The organism is Rhodoferax sp., assembly GCF_025354435.1.
Classification (GTDB): domain Bacteria; phylum Pseudomonadota; class Gammaproteobacteria; order Burkholderiales; family Burkholderiaceae_C; genus Rhodoferax_B.
On the sequence record NZ_JANXMU010000008.1, the window covers coordinates 1 to 14,829 of the forward strand.

A 14,829-nucleotide genomic window follows, 5' to 3' on the forward strand; every position below is an offset into this window, starting at 1 on the left:
GGCCTACGGTGAAGGCGGTGATGGTGCGCAGCAGCGACCACCAGGGGCTGCGGCCTTCTACCAACGCCGCCGCCCGGCCCAGGCGCAGTTGCAGCGGCAGCACCAAGGCCAGCAGGAAAGCCATGTGGTCGTAGCCCTGCAACAGGTGGTGCATGCCCAGTTGCAGGTAGTCCCACAGGGTGGCTGCAATACCGCGCGGCGGGGCCGCCACCGCCTGGCGCAGTACCAGCGGCACGGCTTGCTGGGGCGCGGCGGTGGCCAGCAGGTCGCGGTCGTCGAGGTGGCCGGTGACGATCAGGCGGTGGTTGCTGTCTTCATTTTTGAACAGGGTGTAGCGCAGGCCCAGGGCGCTGCCGGGTGGGCAGGCCGCCGGGCTGGTGGCGCGCAGGTAGGCACCGTCGCTGCGGGCCTCCAGGCCGTCATACGTCCAGTGCAACGTGCAGCTGGGCGTGGTGCTGGCCAATTCGGTATGGCTTTGCAGCAGGGCCAGGGCGGCGGGGGTGGCGGCCTGGACTTCGGCCCAGGTGACTTGTCCGTCGGCATTGGCATCCACCGGGATCAGCAGGTCCAGATCCTTCAGGGCCACGGAGAGCTGCAGAGTCAAGGCGCTGCCCTGCTGGCGCACGTCCAGGTACGCATCGCTGCCTTTGTGGGCCCACGCGGGGGCGCACAAGAAAGCCGCGCAAAGGATGGCGAGCAGGCGCTTCATGGGCGGCTCCGGGCATCGACGATGCCGGTCTGCTGCATGTCTTTTTGCAATTGCTGCACCGCCGCCGTGTCTTGGGCCTGGCGGGCGCTTTGCAGGGCCACCCACCAGTCGATGGGTTCGCGCTGCAGGTCCAGGTTGCGGCGGGCGATTTGCAGTGCGCCGGGCGCGTCGTCGTCCAGCCACAGGGCCACCAGGGCCTGCTCGCGGCTGTGCAGGCTCAGGTCGTCGCCACGGCGGGCGAGTTCGGCGTTCCACTCGCTCAGGGTGGCGCGCAGGGTTTTCCAGTCGGGGTTGTGCAGGCGGCGCATGGCGGTGGCTTGCCGCAGCAGCACGGCATCGGTTGGGGGCAGCGGCTGCAGCACGGCCAGGGCCTGGGCGGTTTGGCCGGTGCGCAGCAGCAGGTCGCTCAGGGCGATGCTGGTGTAGAGGTCGGGCTCGGCCTGCAGGCTGCGCTGGTAGGCGGTGCGCGCGGCGGCATCTGCGCCTGCGCGTTCTTCGCTTTCGGCCAGCAGGGACTGCAGCCAGCTGGTTTGGGCGGGGTCTTGTGTGGCGGCCAGCAGCTGGGTGAAGCCTTTGCGGGCGGCGGCAGTCTGGCCTTGCAGCGACTGGGTTTCCAGCTGGCAGGCCAGGGCATAGAGGTTTTGCCCGGCACGGGCCACGGCATCGCAGGCGTGCAGGGCCTCGGCGTAGTGGCCGGAAAGCCGCTCCAGGGCGGCCAGGTTCAACCAGCCCTGGGCGTGGCCGGGGGCACGGCGCAAGGCGGCTTGCAGGACGAGGCGCGAAGCCTTGAAGTCGTGGCGACCCTGCTGCACGGTGGCTTGCAATATCGCCAGATCCACCGGCGCGTCAGGCTTGTCCCACCAGGGGGCCAGCACGGCCTGGGCACGGCCCCAGTAGCGTGTGTCGCCGGTTTGGCGGGCGGTGGCGATGTGGGCGCGGGCCTGGGTGGCGGCCGCCACCGGGTCGGCAACGGTAGATGCCACAGCGGCGGGCCGCACCCGGGTGATGGTGGGCAGCCGCTCAATCACCTCATCACCCCGGCTGGGGTGCAGCGCGGTGGTGGCGTGGGCTGCGCTGCACAGCAGCAGGCAGGCGAACCACAGGAATGGGGGGGTACGCATGGTGGGTACGTAAAAAGCAGGTACGCTATGCAAATAGTAGCTACTAGCGCAGATGAAATATACGCTAGAGGCCTTTTTTATATAAATTTCCTTCACCCACCCTCTCCCGCTGGGCGGGAGAGGGTGCAAGGGAAGGCCGAGCGTCAGATTTCCGCAGGATCTGCTGAGTCGCTCGTCGCCAAGGTGGTGCTATCGCCCAGCACCACCGGGTCGCGGCTGTCGCTGGTGTTGGCAATTTCGGCCTTGGTGAAGGCGATCACGTCGTTCACATTGGTGACCGCGCCCACCGGCACGCCGGTGCCCGACACGTACTGGGTTGCCGGGGGGCCATCGTCACCCCCGCCGCAAGCCGCCAGCAAACCCACGGCGACGATGGCCGGTGCTATCCATTTGAAGTGCAACATGGTGTTGTCCTTATCAGTTGGAGCCAGAATTTGGCGTGTTGAGGTACGGGAAGCGCGTCAGGAACGGCACCGTCGCCTGGTCCACACCGTCGTGGATATTGGCCGACTGGGCACCCAGCGGCACGCTGGAGGGCTTGCAGGCCGAGGTCAGGCTGGGCACGCCGGGGACACCGTTCAGGCCCAGGCTGTTGTTGTCGCCGTTGATGACGCACAGGCCGCCGAGCATGGCCACCAGGGCGATGTCCACCACGTCGTCCTTGGGGCGGCGTCCATTGGGGAAGCCCGCCAGGTCCACGGCTTGCGACAGGTTGGCCGTACCGCCCACGCGCAGCACCTCACCGGCCACGCCCAGGCGGTTTTGCATCGCAAACGGCACGGGGGTGATGGCGGTGTTCAGGCGCAGCACTTCGGACGGCGTGGCGTTGGCAGGTTTGTTCACGCCGGTGATACCGGTCAGGAACACGGTGGCCAGGTCGGTGCGCGGCAGGTTGGTAGGTGCCACGGCAGTCGGGCTACCAGCCAACACCAGGCCCAACAAGGCGGGCAGCGTGGGGTTGGTCACGTAGGTCAGGAACTGGCCGTCATCCTGCGGCTTGGAGCCGTTGAACTTGTCTTTGTCGGGCAAACCGATCACCAGCTCATTCACCAGCGGATTGCCCAAACGCGAGACCTGCACCCAGGCACCACCGGCCTTTTCGCTGGTCTGGTGGCCCGACGGCGGCTTGCCGTTGAGCAATCGGGCCTGGCGCATGCTGGCGGTGGTCCAGCCGCCGATGACGGGCTCTGCACCCGCGGTCAGGCAGCCCTTGTTGACTTCGAGGGCGATGGTGGTGATATTGGTTTTCTGCACCGGAGCCTGGCCACCCATGCCGACCGCGTCCTTGTTGGCCGGGTCGAGCAGGAAGGCGGTGGGCGCGTTAACCAGGTCAAAGATCGGGCCCAGGTTGACCGCAAAACCGTCCTGGCGCTGGCCGACGAAGACCTTGCCATCGTCCATACCGGCGGGGCAACCCGGCACCTTGATGCTGAAGATGTGCTTTTGGGCGTAGGTTTCGTACGCTGCCGCACCGCCCAGGGTTTTCACGCCGATGTAGTCCACCGGTTTTTCAAAGGTGGTACCGCCACTGGCCTTGGTAACGGACGACACCACGCCCTTGCGCCGGTCGCCACGCACCACGTTGACGGTGTAGGTTTCGTTGAGGTTCAGGTTGGCATCGTTGACGTTGGCCACGGCACCGGCCTGGATCAGCGGAATCGCCACGCTGGCGGTGCCGATGGGCAGGGCCACGTTGTTGAGTTTGTTGTTGAACTTGAACTGGAAGGTCAGGTGTTCTTTGCCGTCACCCACGTTGTCGATGTGGATCTCGTACAGCGCGTTCGGGTCCATCGCAAAGTAGTTGGGGCCGCCGTACGGAGCCTGCAGGGGCTGGTAGTTGGCGATCATGGTGACGTAGTCAGAGCGGCCACCGCTGCCGTTGCTGGCCACGCCTTCGTAACTGCGGAACATGTAGAAGTCGGTTCCATCTACTTTGGGCACGGTGGTGATGAACGGTGCCTCGCGGTGGCTGGAGGCAAACGCCGCGCTGCCTAAAGCGAGAAGCAGGCAGGCTGCGGTAACAGGGCCGGTTTTGAATCGCATGGTGATCTCCTTGGGGGTCATGTCCATTGGTGCCAATGACAACCATTGGCTTGGTGGATACGCAGGCGGCTTTACCCCGGATTCACATTCGTGAACTATTTCTCAAAAAATCTTCATGTCCACCAACGGACCGCTACACCTTTAATAGCTACTTGTGCTGGTGGAATAAGCGCTGGATGCCGTTTTTATGCCAAACCGGATGCCGGTGCCAGCGCGGCCCCTGGGCTGCGGCAGACCGGGTCGCTATTTATTTGATCTGGATCAAGCGACCGCCAAACAGCGCCGCCCACCGCTTGAAACCCTCCCGCAGCTCCCGCCTAATCGAGCCCGTTACCAAATGTAGTTACCGCTACGCCGAAGGAGCTCCCTATGCGATCCAACCTGCCCGTCACCCGGCAAGAGTACGACTACCCATCGGCCGACATGCTGGTGTCCACCACCGACACCCGGGGCTGTATTACCCACTGCAACAGCGCGTTTGTGCAGGTCAGCGGCTTTACCTACGACGAGCTGGTGGGCCAGCCGCACAACATGATCCGCCACCCCGACATGCCGCCCGAGGCCTTCAAAGACATGTGGAGCACCATCGGCCATGGTCGCCCCTGGACCGGCATGGTGAAAAACCGTCGCAAGGACGGCAGCTTCTACTGGGTGCAGGCCAACGTCACTCCCATCATGGAAGGCGGCAAGCCGCGCGGCTACATGTCGGTGCGCACCAAGCCCAGCCGCCAGCAGGTGCAGGAGGCCGAAGCCCTGTACGCCCGCATGCGCAGCGAACGGGCTGCCAACCGCCCTACTTTCACCTTGCGCGCCGGGGTGGTGCAGCCGCTGGGCTGGCGTGGCACACTGGGCGCACTGGCACGCGTTGGCATGGCGCAGCGCTACCTGCTGGTGCTGGCGGTGATGGTCGGCGTAGGCGTGTTGCCGCTGCTGTTGGGCGTGACCGGCCCCACGGGGCTGTTGCTGCAAGTGGGCTTGCAGGCGGCCTGCGCGGCGGTGATGGTGTTGTGGTTCAAGAGCCACGTATCGGATGTGGTGCGCGAGGCCGAGCGCTTTGCCAGCGACCTGTCGGGCTGCAACCTCAACACCACGATTGCGCTGAACTACCCTGCGCCGCTGGGCGCGCTGGTGGGTTGCTTGCGGCAGATCCAGATCAATATGCGCGCCGTGATCGGCGATGTGCACACCGAAATCCATGGCTTCACCCAGGTGGCCGCCGAAATCGCCTCGGGCAGCATGGACCTGTCGGAGCGCACCGAATCCCAGGCCAGCAGCCTGCAGCAAACTGCGGCCAGCATGGAGCAGTTGTCTGGCACGGTGCAGCAAACCGCCGAGACCGCCCTGCAGGTGGCACAGCAAAGCGACAACAGCACCCAGGTGGCCACGCGGGGCGGCCAGGCCGTGCACCAGGTGGGCGTGGCGATGCAGAACATCGACAAGTCGTCGAAAAAAGTGCAGGAGATCATCGGCGTGATCGAGGGCATTGCCTTCCAGACCAACATCCTGGCGCTGAACGCCGCCGTCGAAGCCGCCCGCGCGGGCGAGCAAGGCCGGGGCTTTGCGGTGGTGGCTTCTGAGGTGCGCTCCCTGGCGCAGCGCAGCGCCGGGGCGGCCCGCGAAATCCGCACGCTGATTGCCGAATCGGCCGAGCAGATCGCGGCAGGCAGCCACCAGATGGCGGATGCCGGGCGCACCATCGACGAGGTGGTGGCCTCGGTCAAAGAGGTGGGCGCGCTGATCCGCCAAATCACGCACGCCACGGTGGAGCAGTCGGGCGGCATCGCGCAGGTGAACGAGGCGGTGAACCAGCTGGATGCCGTGACCCAGCAAAACGCTGCGCTGGTCGAAGAGTCCGCCGCGTCGGCCGAGGGCCTGAGCGGTAGCAGCCTGGCGCTGGCGAGGTCGGTGCAGGTGTTTGTGCTGGCGTGATGGATAAGTGCTAGGCCGCAGCCGTGCTGTCTCGCTCGATCAGCTGGTAAGGCAGCTTGCTGCTGCTGGGCTCGGGGCCGTCGGCCAGGGATTGCAGAATGGCCTTGGCCGCCACCCTGCCAATGTCGGCAGTGGGTGGCCGCACCGTGGACAGGGTGGGCTCCAGCTGGCGGCCAATGGGAAAGTCGCCAAACCCCAGCAGCGCCAGTTGCCCCGGTATGGCGATGCCCTGGCGGGTGGCCTGCATCAGGGCACCGCAGGCTAGGTGGTCGGTGGCAAAAGCCACCGCCGTCACTCGCGCGCCCTTGGCAGCCAGTATCTTGGGCAGCACCGCGCGGCCCGCGTCAAACGCATCGCCCATGGCGGCACGCAGCACCGTGGCACGGGCTCCCTGGGCCTGCACCTCGGCCACAAAGCCTTCACCGCGTTCGTGGGCCCGGAAATCCTCGGCCACGCCGCTGTCCACATAGGCCAGCGAGGTGTGGCCCAGATCGAGCAAATGCCGGGCCATGGCCTGGCCCACGGCAAAGTGGTCAAAACCAATCTGCGCAAAGCCTTCTGAATCGGCCCGCGTGGTGGGATGGTCCCAGATTTCCACCACCGGAATGCCCGCGGCCTGCGCATCCCGCAGCAAGCGCAGGGCCCCCGGCGCATGGTGGCGGCCGGTCACCACGATGGCCGCGGGAGCCCAGCCGGTGAGCACACGCAGCTGCTCTTCTTCACGCTCCTGGGAATAGCCGGTGGACAACAGCAGCAGCTCGTAGGCGCTTTCGCGCAGGCCCTCGGTCAGGCCCTGGATGGTTTCTGCAAAGATGGAATGGCCCACATTGGGGATCAGCGCCGCCACCAGGCGCGACGCGCCGCTAGCCAGCTGCCCGGCCTGCTGGTTGGGTACATACCCCGTCTGGTCGATCGCCTCGCGGATGCGCAGAGCCGTGGCTTCGGCCACCAGGGTGGGCTGGCGGATGTAGCGCGAAACGGTGATGCGGGTCACGCCTGCGGCGTCGGCCACGTCATGCAGCGTAGGCCGCCCATGGCCGCGCCGCTGGCGCTTGGTCGGGTCCGTATTCATTTTTATGTGCGCTAGGGTTTTTGCTAATGCGTGAAGTTTCCACTGCCGTTAATGTTACCGGTAACAGTCAAACCGATCTTCTTAATTTCGAAAGCCCCTATCCATGACCCAATCCCTCGCAGATTTACGCAGCCGCCGGTGGTTCTCCGCCAGCGACATGCGTGGCTTTGCGCACCGCCAGCGCATCCAGCAAATGGGCCTGCGCCGCGAAGATGTGCTGGAGCGCCCCATCATTGGCATCATCAACACCTGGAGCGACCTGTCGCCCTGCCACGCCCATCTGCGCGAACGTGCCAAGAGCGTCAAGCGTGGTGTGCTGATGGCCGGTGGCATGCCGTTCGAGCTGCCCGCCATGAGCCTGGGCGAGGTGATGGTCAAGCCCACCACCATGCTGTACCGCAACTTTCTGGCCATGGAGGTGGAAGAGCTGCTGCGCTCGCTGCCACTGGACGGCGTGGTGCTGCTGGCCGGGTGCGACAAAACCACCCCCGGCACGGTGATGGGCGCCATCAGCGCAGGCCTGCCCATGCTGTTCTGCTCCGCCGGGCCGATGATCAGCGACCGCTACCTCAAGCGCGGCGAACCCACCCGTGCCGTGGGCGCAGGCACCCACACCCGCATGTTCTGGGACGAATACCAGGCGGGCCATATCGACGAGGCGGAGTGGATTGGCCTGGAGGCCAAGATGACCCGCGCGCCCGGCACCTGCAACACCATGGGCACGGCCAGCACCATGACCTCCATCATTGAAGCGCTAGGCCTGGCCCTGCCGGGCTCGACCTCCATCCCCGCCATGGACTCCGGCCACAGCCGCATGGCCGCCGACTGCGGCACCCGCATTGTGCAAATGGTGTGGGACGACCTGACCCCGGCCAAAATACTGACCAAGGGCTCGTTTCGCAACGCCACCGTAGCGCAGATGGCGCTGGGCGGCTCCACCAACGCTGCCGTGCACCTGATCGCCCTGGCACGCCGCGCCGGGGTCAACCTGCAGCTGGAAGACCTGGACGCCATCGGCCACGAAGTGCCGGTGCTGGCCAACCTATACCCCAGCGGTGACAAGCTGATGGAAGATTTCCACTACGCCGGTGGCATGCCCGCTCTGCTGAACCGCGTGCGTGCGCATTTGTCGCTAGATGAGATGACCGTCACCGGCCACACCCTGGCCGAGAACATCGCGGGCCGCGAAAGCCTGGACGATGCCGTCATCCGCCCGCTGGACCACCCGGTCAGCCCGTCTGGCGCGCTGGCAGTACTGCGCGGCAACCTGGCCCCGGATGGCGCGGTGATGAAGCCCAGCGCCGCCAGCCCGAAGTTCTTCCACCACCGGGGCCGTGCCCTGGTGTTCGACTCCCCCGCCGAGATGAACCAGCGCTGTGCCGATCCCGAACTCGATTGCGACGAAAACACCGTGCTGGTGCTGCGCAACGCCGGGCCGGTGGGTGCGCCCGGCATGCCGGAATGGGGCGGCCTGCCCATCCCCAAGAAGTTGCTGGACCAAGGCGTGCGCGATATGGTGCGGATCTCGGACGCACGCATGAGCGGCACCCACTATGGCAGTTGCATCTTGCACGTCAGCCCCGAGGCGGCCGTGGGTGGCCCGCTGTCGCTGGTGCGCGACGGGGATGAAATCCTGGTCGATCTGACCAGCCGCAAACTCGAACTGCTGGTGGACGAGGCCGAACTGGCCGCTCGCCACGCCGCGCGGGTGCCACCACCACGCACCTACCAGCGCGGCTACATACGCCTCTACCAGGAGCATGTAACCCAGGCCCACGAGGGCTGCGACTTCGACTTCCTCCAAGGCACGGCACCCACACCGCAGCCGCCCATTTTCTAAAGGTCCCCTATGAACCCTTTCAAGCAACTCCTGCAAACCACCGGTGCCGCCACGCCGGTCGGCACCTGGATCATGTCGGCCAGCCCCCTCGTTGCTGAGGCCATGGGCCACGCTGGTTTCGACTGGGGTGTGATCGACATGGAACACACGCCGCTGGACCTGATGGACCTGGTACACATGCTGCAGGCGGTATCGGGCACCCCCCTGCTGCCGGTGGTCCGCGTGCCCTGGAACGACACCGTAAACATCAAGCGCGTACTGGACGCCGGTGCCACAACCCTGCTGGTGCCGTTTGTACAAAACGCCGAAGAAGCCCGTGCCGCCGTGGCCGCCACCCGCTACCCGCCCGAAGGCTGCCGCGGCATGGCGGGCATGAGCCGCGCTTCCAAATTCGGCACCACGCCCCAGTATCTGACCACCGCCAACGCGCAGATGACCGTGATCTTGCAGCTGGAAACCACCGAGGCCATCGCCCAGCTGGAGGCCATCGCCGCCGTACCAGGCGTGGATGCGCTCTTCATCGGCCCGGGCGATCTGTCGGCCACCATGGGCCATGTGGGGCAGCTCACCCACCCCGAGGTACTGGCCATCACGGCCAATGCCGTCGCCCGCGCCAAAGCCCTGGGCATGCCCATCGGCACCGTGGGCGGCACCACCGAGGTGGTGGCGCAGTACCGCGCCATCGGCTTCGACTTTGTCGCCATCGCCTCCGACTTGGGCCTGCTGATGCGCAGCGCCCAGGCCGCGCTGGCCAACGTACGCAACACGGGCGCTAGCCCAATCACCCCTACCAACGGAGGCTACTGATGGCTGCTGTAGAACTACGCAAGGTCGTCAAGACATACGACGGCAAACACACCATCATCCATGGCCTGGACCTGGATATCCGTGAGGGTGAATTTTGCGTCTTTGTCGGCCCGTCCGGCTGCGGCAAGAGCACGCTGCTGCGCATGATTGCCGGGCTGGAAACCATCACCAGCGGCGAAGTGCGCATCGGCGGCGAGGTGGTGAACGACAAGCCCCCGCGCACCCGTGACATCGCCATGGTGTTCCAGGACTACGCGCTGTACCCGCACAAGACGCTGTACGACAACATGGCCTTTGGCCTGCGGTTGCGCAAAACGCCCGAAGACGAAATCAAGCGCCGGGTGATGGACGCCGCCAAGCTGCTGCGCATCGACCACATGCTGGACCGCCGCCCTGCTGCCCTGTCGGGTGGGCAGCGCCAGCGGGTGGCCATCGGCCGGGCCATCGTGCGCAAGCCTGCGGTATTCCTGTTCGACGAACCCCTGTCGAACCTGGACGCGCAGCTGCGCCAGGAGATGCGCACCGAGATCAAGCGCCTGCACCAGCGCCTGGGTGCCACCATGATCTACGTGACCCACGACCAGGTGGAGGCCATGACCCTGGCCGACCGCATCGCCGTGCTCAGCGCCGGGCACAAGATGCAGTACGACACGCCCGATGCCATCTACAACCGCCCCGCGGCGCTGTTTGTGGCGGGCTTCACCGGCGCACCGCCAATGAACCTGGTCGATGCCAGCATTGCCCACGGCGTGGCCGATGTGGGCAACAGCGTGCAGATCACCCTGCCCTCGCGGCTGGCGGCGCATGGCGGTGCCTGCAAACTGGGCGTGCGCCCGGAGAACCTGCGCCTGGCCCCCGAGGCGGGCGACATCGTGCTGCCCGCCAGCGTCTCGCTGCTGGAGCCATTGGGCTCGGAAACACTGGTGTCGTTTAAGGTGGGCAGCTCGGAAATGATTGCCCGGGTGTCGGCCTCGTTCCGTGAAGCGCCGGGCACCCTGCTGCCGGTACACGTGCACCCCGACCACCTGCATCTGTTCAACCCGCAAACCGGTGCGGCGCTGAACTGAGCTACTGACAAAAACCCAAGGAGACACTCATGCAAACACGCAACACCTTTCTCGGACTGCTGGGCTCGGCCCTGCTGGTCAGCGGTATGGCCACCGGCAGCGCCCTGGCAGACACCAAAATCCGCGCCTTTGCGGGCGGGTCCGGGCAGCGCCCCGACTTGATGCGCAAGCTGTTCGACCAGTACCAGGCCAAAAACCCCGGTGTCACCATCGAAATGGAAACCGGCGGTGCCACCTCCGAGCTGCAACGCCAGTACCTGGGCACCGTGCTCAACGCCAAGGACCCGTCCATCGACGTGTTCATGATCGACATCGTGAACCCTGCGCAGTACGCCGGTGCAGGCTGGATCGAGCCACTGAACAGCTATGTGGGTGACACCGCCACGGCAATGAAATCCTACCTGCCCGCCTACGCATCGGCGAATGTGATCGACGGCAAGATCGTGGCCATGCCTGCGTTTGCCGACGCGATGTTCATGTACTACCGGCGCGACCTGCTCGAAAAGCACAAAATCGCCGAACCCAAGACCTGGCACGAGCTGGCCGCCGCCGCCACCAAGATCCAGAAGGCCGAAGGCGATGCCAATCTGCAGGGCTTGTCGATCCAGGGCGCGCCGATCGAAGGCGCGGTCTGCACCTTCCTGCTGCCCTACTGGAGCCAGGGCCACGAATTCAACGATGCCGCGGGCAAGCTCACGCTGGACAAAGCCGCCGCCGCCAAAGGGCTGAACCAATGGCTGGCCATGGTGGACCAGGGTGTCATCAAGAAGAATGTGGCCGAGGTCAAAACCCCCGACACGGTAAATGAATTCAAGGCCGGCCAGGTGGTGTTTGCCGTCAACTGGGGCTTTGCCTGGGACCGCTTCAAAGACGATGCCGACAGCAAGGTGGCGGGCAAGGTCGGTGTCATGCCGCTGCCCGCCGTGGCAGGCGGTAAAAGCGCCACCTGTATTGGTGGCTGGCAGTGGGCGCTGAGCGCGTTCAGCAAAAGCAAACCCGAGGCGGCCAAGCTGATCAAGTTCCTGTCCAGCCCCGAAGCCAGCAAGTTCCTGGCGGTGCAGGGCTCGCTGCTGCCCACCGCGCTGGGTGTCTACCAGGATGCCGACGTGGTGAAAGCCGTGCCCTGGTTCAAGGATGCTGCCGCCGTGGTGGCCGCAGGCCGCAGCCGCCCACAGTCGAAAGACTACGGGCAGGTCAGCGACATCATCCGCACCACCACCAGCGCCGTGCTGGCACGCACCAAGAAGCCCGACGAAGGTGTGGCCGAGATCGATGCCCGCCTGCGCCGGGTAATGCGTTGATGGTTGCGCTAATACACACGAAAGAGAAACTACCGTGTCACTGATCAACCGTCTGCGCGACCCCAGCGACAAGACGCTGGCAGTCATGATGCTGGCTCCGGCCTTCCTGCTACTCGCACTGATCGTGGTCTACCCGATTGGCAGGCTGATCTGGAACAGCTTCTTTGACCTGCGACTCTCCGGTGGCGGCGAAGCGAAATTCGTCGGACTGGACAACTACGCCCTGGTCCTGCAAGACCCGGACTTCTGGAACGCCACCAAAAACACCGTGCTGATCACGCTGATCACCGTGCCCGGTGCGCTGGTGGTCGGCCTGGGCCTGGCGATGCTGGCGAACCTGCCGTTCAAGCGGCAGTGGCCGGTGCGCCTGGCGCTGCTACTGCCCTGGGCTTTGCCCCTGGCTTTTTGCGGCCTGATCTTCGCGTGGTTCTTCCACTCGGAATACGGCGTGGTCAACGACGTGATGCGCCGAGCCGGTCAGCAGGAGCCGCGCATGTGGCTGCTGGAGCCGACCTGGGCCTTCGCGGCGATCTGCATCACCATCGTCTGGAAGACCAGTTCCTTCATGGCGCTGATCCTGCTGGCAGGTTTGCAGATGATCTCCAAGTCGCTGTACGAAGCGGCCGAGGTGGACGGCGCGTCCAAGCTGCAGCAGTTCTGGCAGATCACCATCCCGATGCTGATGCCGTCCATCATCGTCGCGTTGATTTTCCGCACCATCACCGCGCTGCAAACCTTTGACATCCCTTACACGATGACCAAAGGCGGGCCGGGCAACTCTACCGAAACGCTGGCCATGCTGATCCACAAGACCACCATCGACTACCTCGACGTGGGCTACGGCTCCACCCTGGCGGTGTTCATGTTCATCCTGTCCTTGTGCGTCACCGGTGTCTACCTCAAACGGATTGGAAACAACGCATGAACAAGCTCTTTGAAGGGCGCTCGCTGCGCTTCATCGCCGCCACCATGGTGGTGCTCAACGGCTTTTTCCCAGCCGTGTGGATTCTGCTGACCTCGCTCAAGACCGAGGGCGAACTGGTGCACAAGCCCATAACCTACCTGCCGCACGAGCTGGTGCTGAGCAACTACGTGCAGGCCTTTACCGACCAGCCGCTGCTGAAGTACCTGGGCAACAGCCTAGCGGTGGCCGGTATGTCCACCCTGGTCTCGCTGGTGGTGGCGGCCTTTGCGGCCTACGCCATCGCCCGGCTGAACATGAAGTACCGGCAACTGGTGCTGACCTGCATCGTCGCCTCCAGCATGTTCCCGCTGGTCACGCTGCTGGTACCGATCTTCGAGACCATGCGCAACCTGAATCTGCTCAACACCTACACCGCGCTGGTGCTGCCCTACACGGTGCTGAGCCTGCCGGTGTGCACCCTGGTGCTGGTGAGCTTCTTCCAGAGCATCCCCAAGGACCTGGAGAACGCCGCCATGATCGACGGCTGCACCCGCATGGGCGCGCTGTGGCGGGTGGTGGTGCCATTGGCCGCACCGGGCGTTTTCACTGCGGGCATTCTGGCCTTCGTGAACGCCTGGGACGAGTTCCTGCTGGCCCTGTCGCTGAACGCCAGTGCCTCCATGCGCACCCTGCCCGTCGGTATTTCGCTGTACCAGGGCGAGTTCACGTTTCCCTGGCCCGTCATCTCCGCAGCCCTGGTGGTCGCCATCGTACCCATTGCGGTGCTGATTGCGGCTTTCCAGGAGCGCGTAGTCGGCGGTCTGACCCAGGGCGGCCTCAAAGGCTAGCCCGCTCTCCAAGTACCCAAGCATCCCAAAAATCAAAGGAAGAGACATGCACAACACACACAAACTGGCCTTGTTGGCCACCGTGGCACTTACCCAAATGGCATTCAGCCCGGTCGCCATGGCGCAAAGTTCCATCATCTATGGCCGCGTGGATGTAGGCCTGCAGCAGGTCAACAACGGTACCAGCAGCACGCGGGTGGACAGCGGCACCTACACCTCGTCGCGCCTGGGTATCCGGGGTGATGAAGATTTGGGCGGCGGTCTGTCGGCGCTGTATTTCATGGAAATCGGCTTTAACGCCGACACCGGCGTGGCGCAGGGAGGCAACCGGCTATTCAACCGCGGATCGTATGTGGGCCTGTCCAGCAAGGATGCGGGCACCGTCACCATCGGTCGGCAATACACGCCGATCTTCTGGCCGTTTCTATTCTCTGATGACACCGGTCCGCTGCGCTTGCATGGCTACAGTCCGGTGCAGTCCGTCCAGCGCAGCAACTTCTTCCGGGTCAACAGCAGCGCCCTGACCACCCCGGTGGCCAACGGCACACTGGCCTCTGCCAGCGGGGGCATCTATTCGGTCGGCATTACCTCGGCGTTTGAAAACAACCTGGTGGTGTACAAAACGCCTTCGTTCGGCGGGCTGACGGTGACCGGGGCCTACGGCGCACCCGAAGGCTATACCGACGGCGGCAGAATCTACGGCGCCAATGCCGAATTCCGCAAGGGCGACCTGTACCTGGGCGGCGGCTGGACCCAGAAGCAAGGGCTGGTCGCCAGCACAGGCAGCTACCAAAAGATCAACGAATCCATGGTGGGAGCGATGTACTCCGTCACCTCCGCCATCAACCTGTGGGGCAATGTGCACGGCTGGGATGTTGCGGCCGGTGCGGGCAGCAAAGTCAAAGGCCATGACCTGATGGTCGGCGTGTCGTACAAGCTGCCTGCGGGTCAGCTGTGGGCCAACTACGCAGGCAAGACCGTCAAGGAATGCACCGACTGCAACTCCCAGGGCTTTGGCGTGGGCTACCACCATTACATGTCCAAGCGCACCGAGCTGTACGTCTCGTACGGCCGGGTCAACAACGATGCCAATTCGGCCAACAGCCTCAACGGTATTGCCCCCCTCACGGCAGGCACCAGCGTGCGCGGCGTGGCAGCAGGCATTGCCCACCAATTCTGAACAGGACA

13 protein-coding genes are annotated in these 14,829 nt (G+C 64.9%); 8 read left to right on the forward strand and 5 right to left on the reverse strand.

The window, feature by feature from the left end; genetic code table 11:
* The 4 genes from Q0T48_RS01975 to Q0T48_RS01990 form a co-directional block, all read right to left on the reverse strand.
* Positions 1 to 709: HupE/UreJ family protein (locus Q0T48_RS01975; RefSeq protein WP_295951661.1), on the reverse strand; the 709-nt coding region annotated here is incomplete at its 3' end.
* Positions 706 to 1,830: a hypothetical protein gene (locus tag Q0T48_RS01980; protein ID WP_295951663.1), complete on the reverse strand. Its 1,125-nt coding sequence runs from the start codon at positions 1,828 to 1,830 to the stop codon at positions 706 to 708. The genes Q0T48_RS01975 and Q0T48_RS01980, both read right to left, overlap by 4 nt.
* A 143-nt stretch (positions 1,831 to 1,973) precedes the next feature.
* The gene (locus tag Q0T48_RS01985; RefSeq protein WP_295951666.1) at positions 1,974 to 2,234 is read right to left on the reverse strand and encodes a hypothetical protein; all 261 of its coding nucleotides are present in this window, start codon (positions 2,232 to 2,234) and stop codon (positions 1,974 to 1,976) included.
* Between the two features lie 13 nt (positions 2,235 to 2,247).
* The gene (locus Q0T48_RS01990) at positions 2,248 to 3,873 is read right to left on the reverse strand and encodes a DUF4331 domain-containing protein (RefSeq protein WP_295951668.1); all 1,626 of its coding nucleotides are present in this window, start codon (positions 3,871 to 3,873) and stop codon (positions 2,248 to 2,250) included.
* A gap of 369 nt (positions 3,874 to 4,242) precedes the next feature.
* Here Q0T48_RS01990 and Q0T48_RS01995 point away from each other — a divergent pair, with 369 nt between their 5' ends.
* Positions 4,243 to 5,802: a PAS domain-containing methyl-accepting chemotaxis protein gene (locus Q0T48_RS01995; protein ID WP_295951670.1), complete on the forward strand. Its 1,560-nt coding sequence runs from the start codon at positions 4,243 to 4,245 to the stop codon at positions 5,800 to 5,802.
* A 10-nt stretch (positions 5,803 to 5,812) separates the two neighbouring features.
* Here the strand turns inward: Q0T48_RS01995 and Q0T48_RS02000 are convergent, their stop codons facing one another.
* Complete coding sequence (locus tag Q0T48_RS02000; protein ID WP_295951673.1) at positions 5,813 to 6,874, reverse strand: LacI family DNA-binding transcriptional regulator; 1,062 nt, start codon at positions 6,872 to 6,874, stop codon at positions 5,813 to 5,815.
* Between the two features lie 103 nt (positions 6,875 to 6,977).
* On the opposite strand from Q0T48_RS02000, the gene araD reads away from it, so the two are divergent.
* From araD to Q0T48_RS02035, 7 genes are read left to right on the forward strand one after another with little or no spacing between them, the layout of a single operon-like run.
* Positions 6,978 to 8,714 carry an L-arabinonate dehydratase gene (araD, locus tag Q0T48_RS02005; protein WP_295951675.1) on the forward strand — a complete coding sequence of 579 codons (1,737 nt, stop codon included), beginning with the start codon at positions 6,978 to 6,980 and terminating at the stop codon, positions 8,712 to 8,714.
* Between the two features lie 9 nt (positions 8,715 to 8,723).
* The gene (locus Q0T48_RS02010) at positions 8,724 to 9,521 is read left to right on the forward strand and encodes an aldolase/citrate lyase family protein (RefSeq protein WP_295951678.1); all 798 of its coding nucleotides are present in this window, start codon (positions 8,724 to 8,726) and stop codon (positions 9,519 to 9,521) included.
* On the forward strand, positions 9,521 to 10,588 hold the full coding sequence (gene ugpC / locus Q0T48_RS02015) for a sn-glycerol-3-phosphate ABC transporter ATP-binding protein UgpC (RefSeq protein WP_295951680.1): 1,068 nt from the start codon (positions 9,521 to 9,523) through the stop codon (positions 10,586 to 10,588). The genes Q0T48_RS02010 and ugpC overlap by 1 nt, the downstream gene beginning before the upstream one ends.
* Before the next feature lie 29 nt (positions 10,589 to 10,617).
* Entirely contained in the window at positions 10,618 to 11,889 is a 1,272-nt protein-coding gene (locus Q0T48_RS02020; protein WP_295951684.1) for an ABC transporter substrate-binding protein, read from the forward strand.
* A 34-nt stretch (positions 11,890 to 11,923) separates the two neighbouring features.
* Entirely contained in the window at positions 11,924 to 12,814 is an 891-nt protein-coding gene (locus Q0T48_RS02025) for a sugar ABC transporter permease (protein ID WP_295951685.1), read from the forward strand.
* The gene (locus Q0T48_RS02030) at positions 12,811 to 13,641 is read left to right on the forward strand and encodes a carbohydrate ABC transporter permease (protein ID WP_295951688.1); all 831 of its coding nucleotides are present in this window, start codon (positions 12,811 to 12,813) and stop codon (positions 13,639 to 13,641) included. Before Q0T48_RS02025 ends, Q0T48_RS02030 begins: the two co-directional genes overlap by 4 nt.
* A 46-nt stretch (positions 13,642 to 13,687) precedes the next feature.
* Positions 13,688 to 14,821 carry a porin gene (locus Q0T48_RS02035; RefSeq protein ID WP_295951691.1) on the forward strand — a complete coding sequence of 378 codons (1,134 nt, stop codon included), beginning with the start codon at positions 13,688 to 13,690 and terminating at the stop codon, positions 14,819 to 14,821.
* Positions 14,822 to 14,829: the final 8 nt, after the last annotated feature.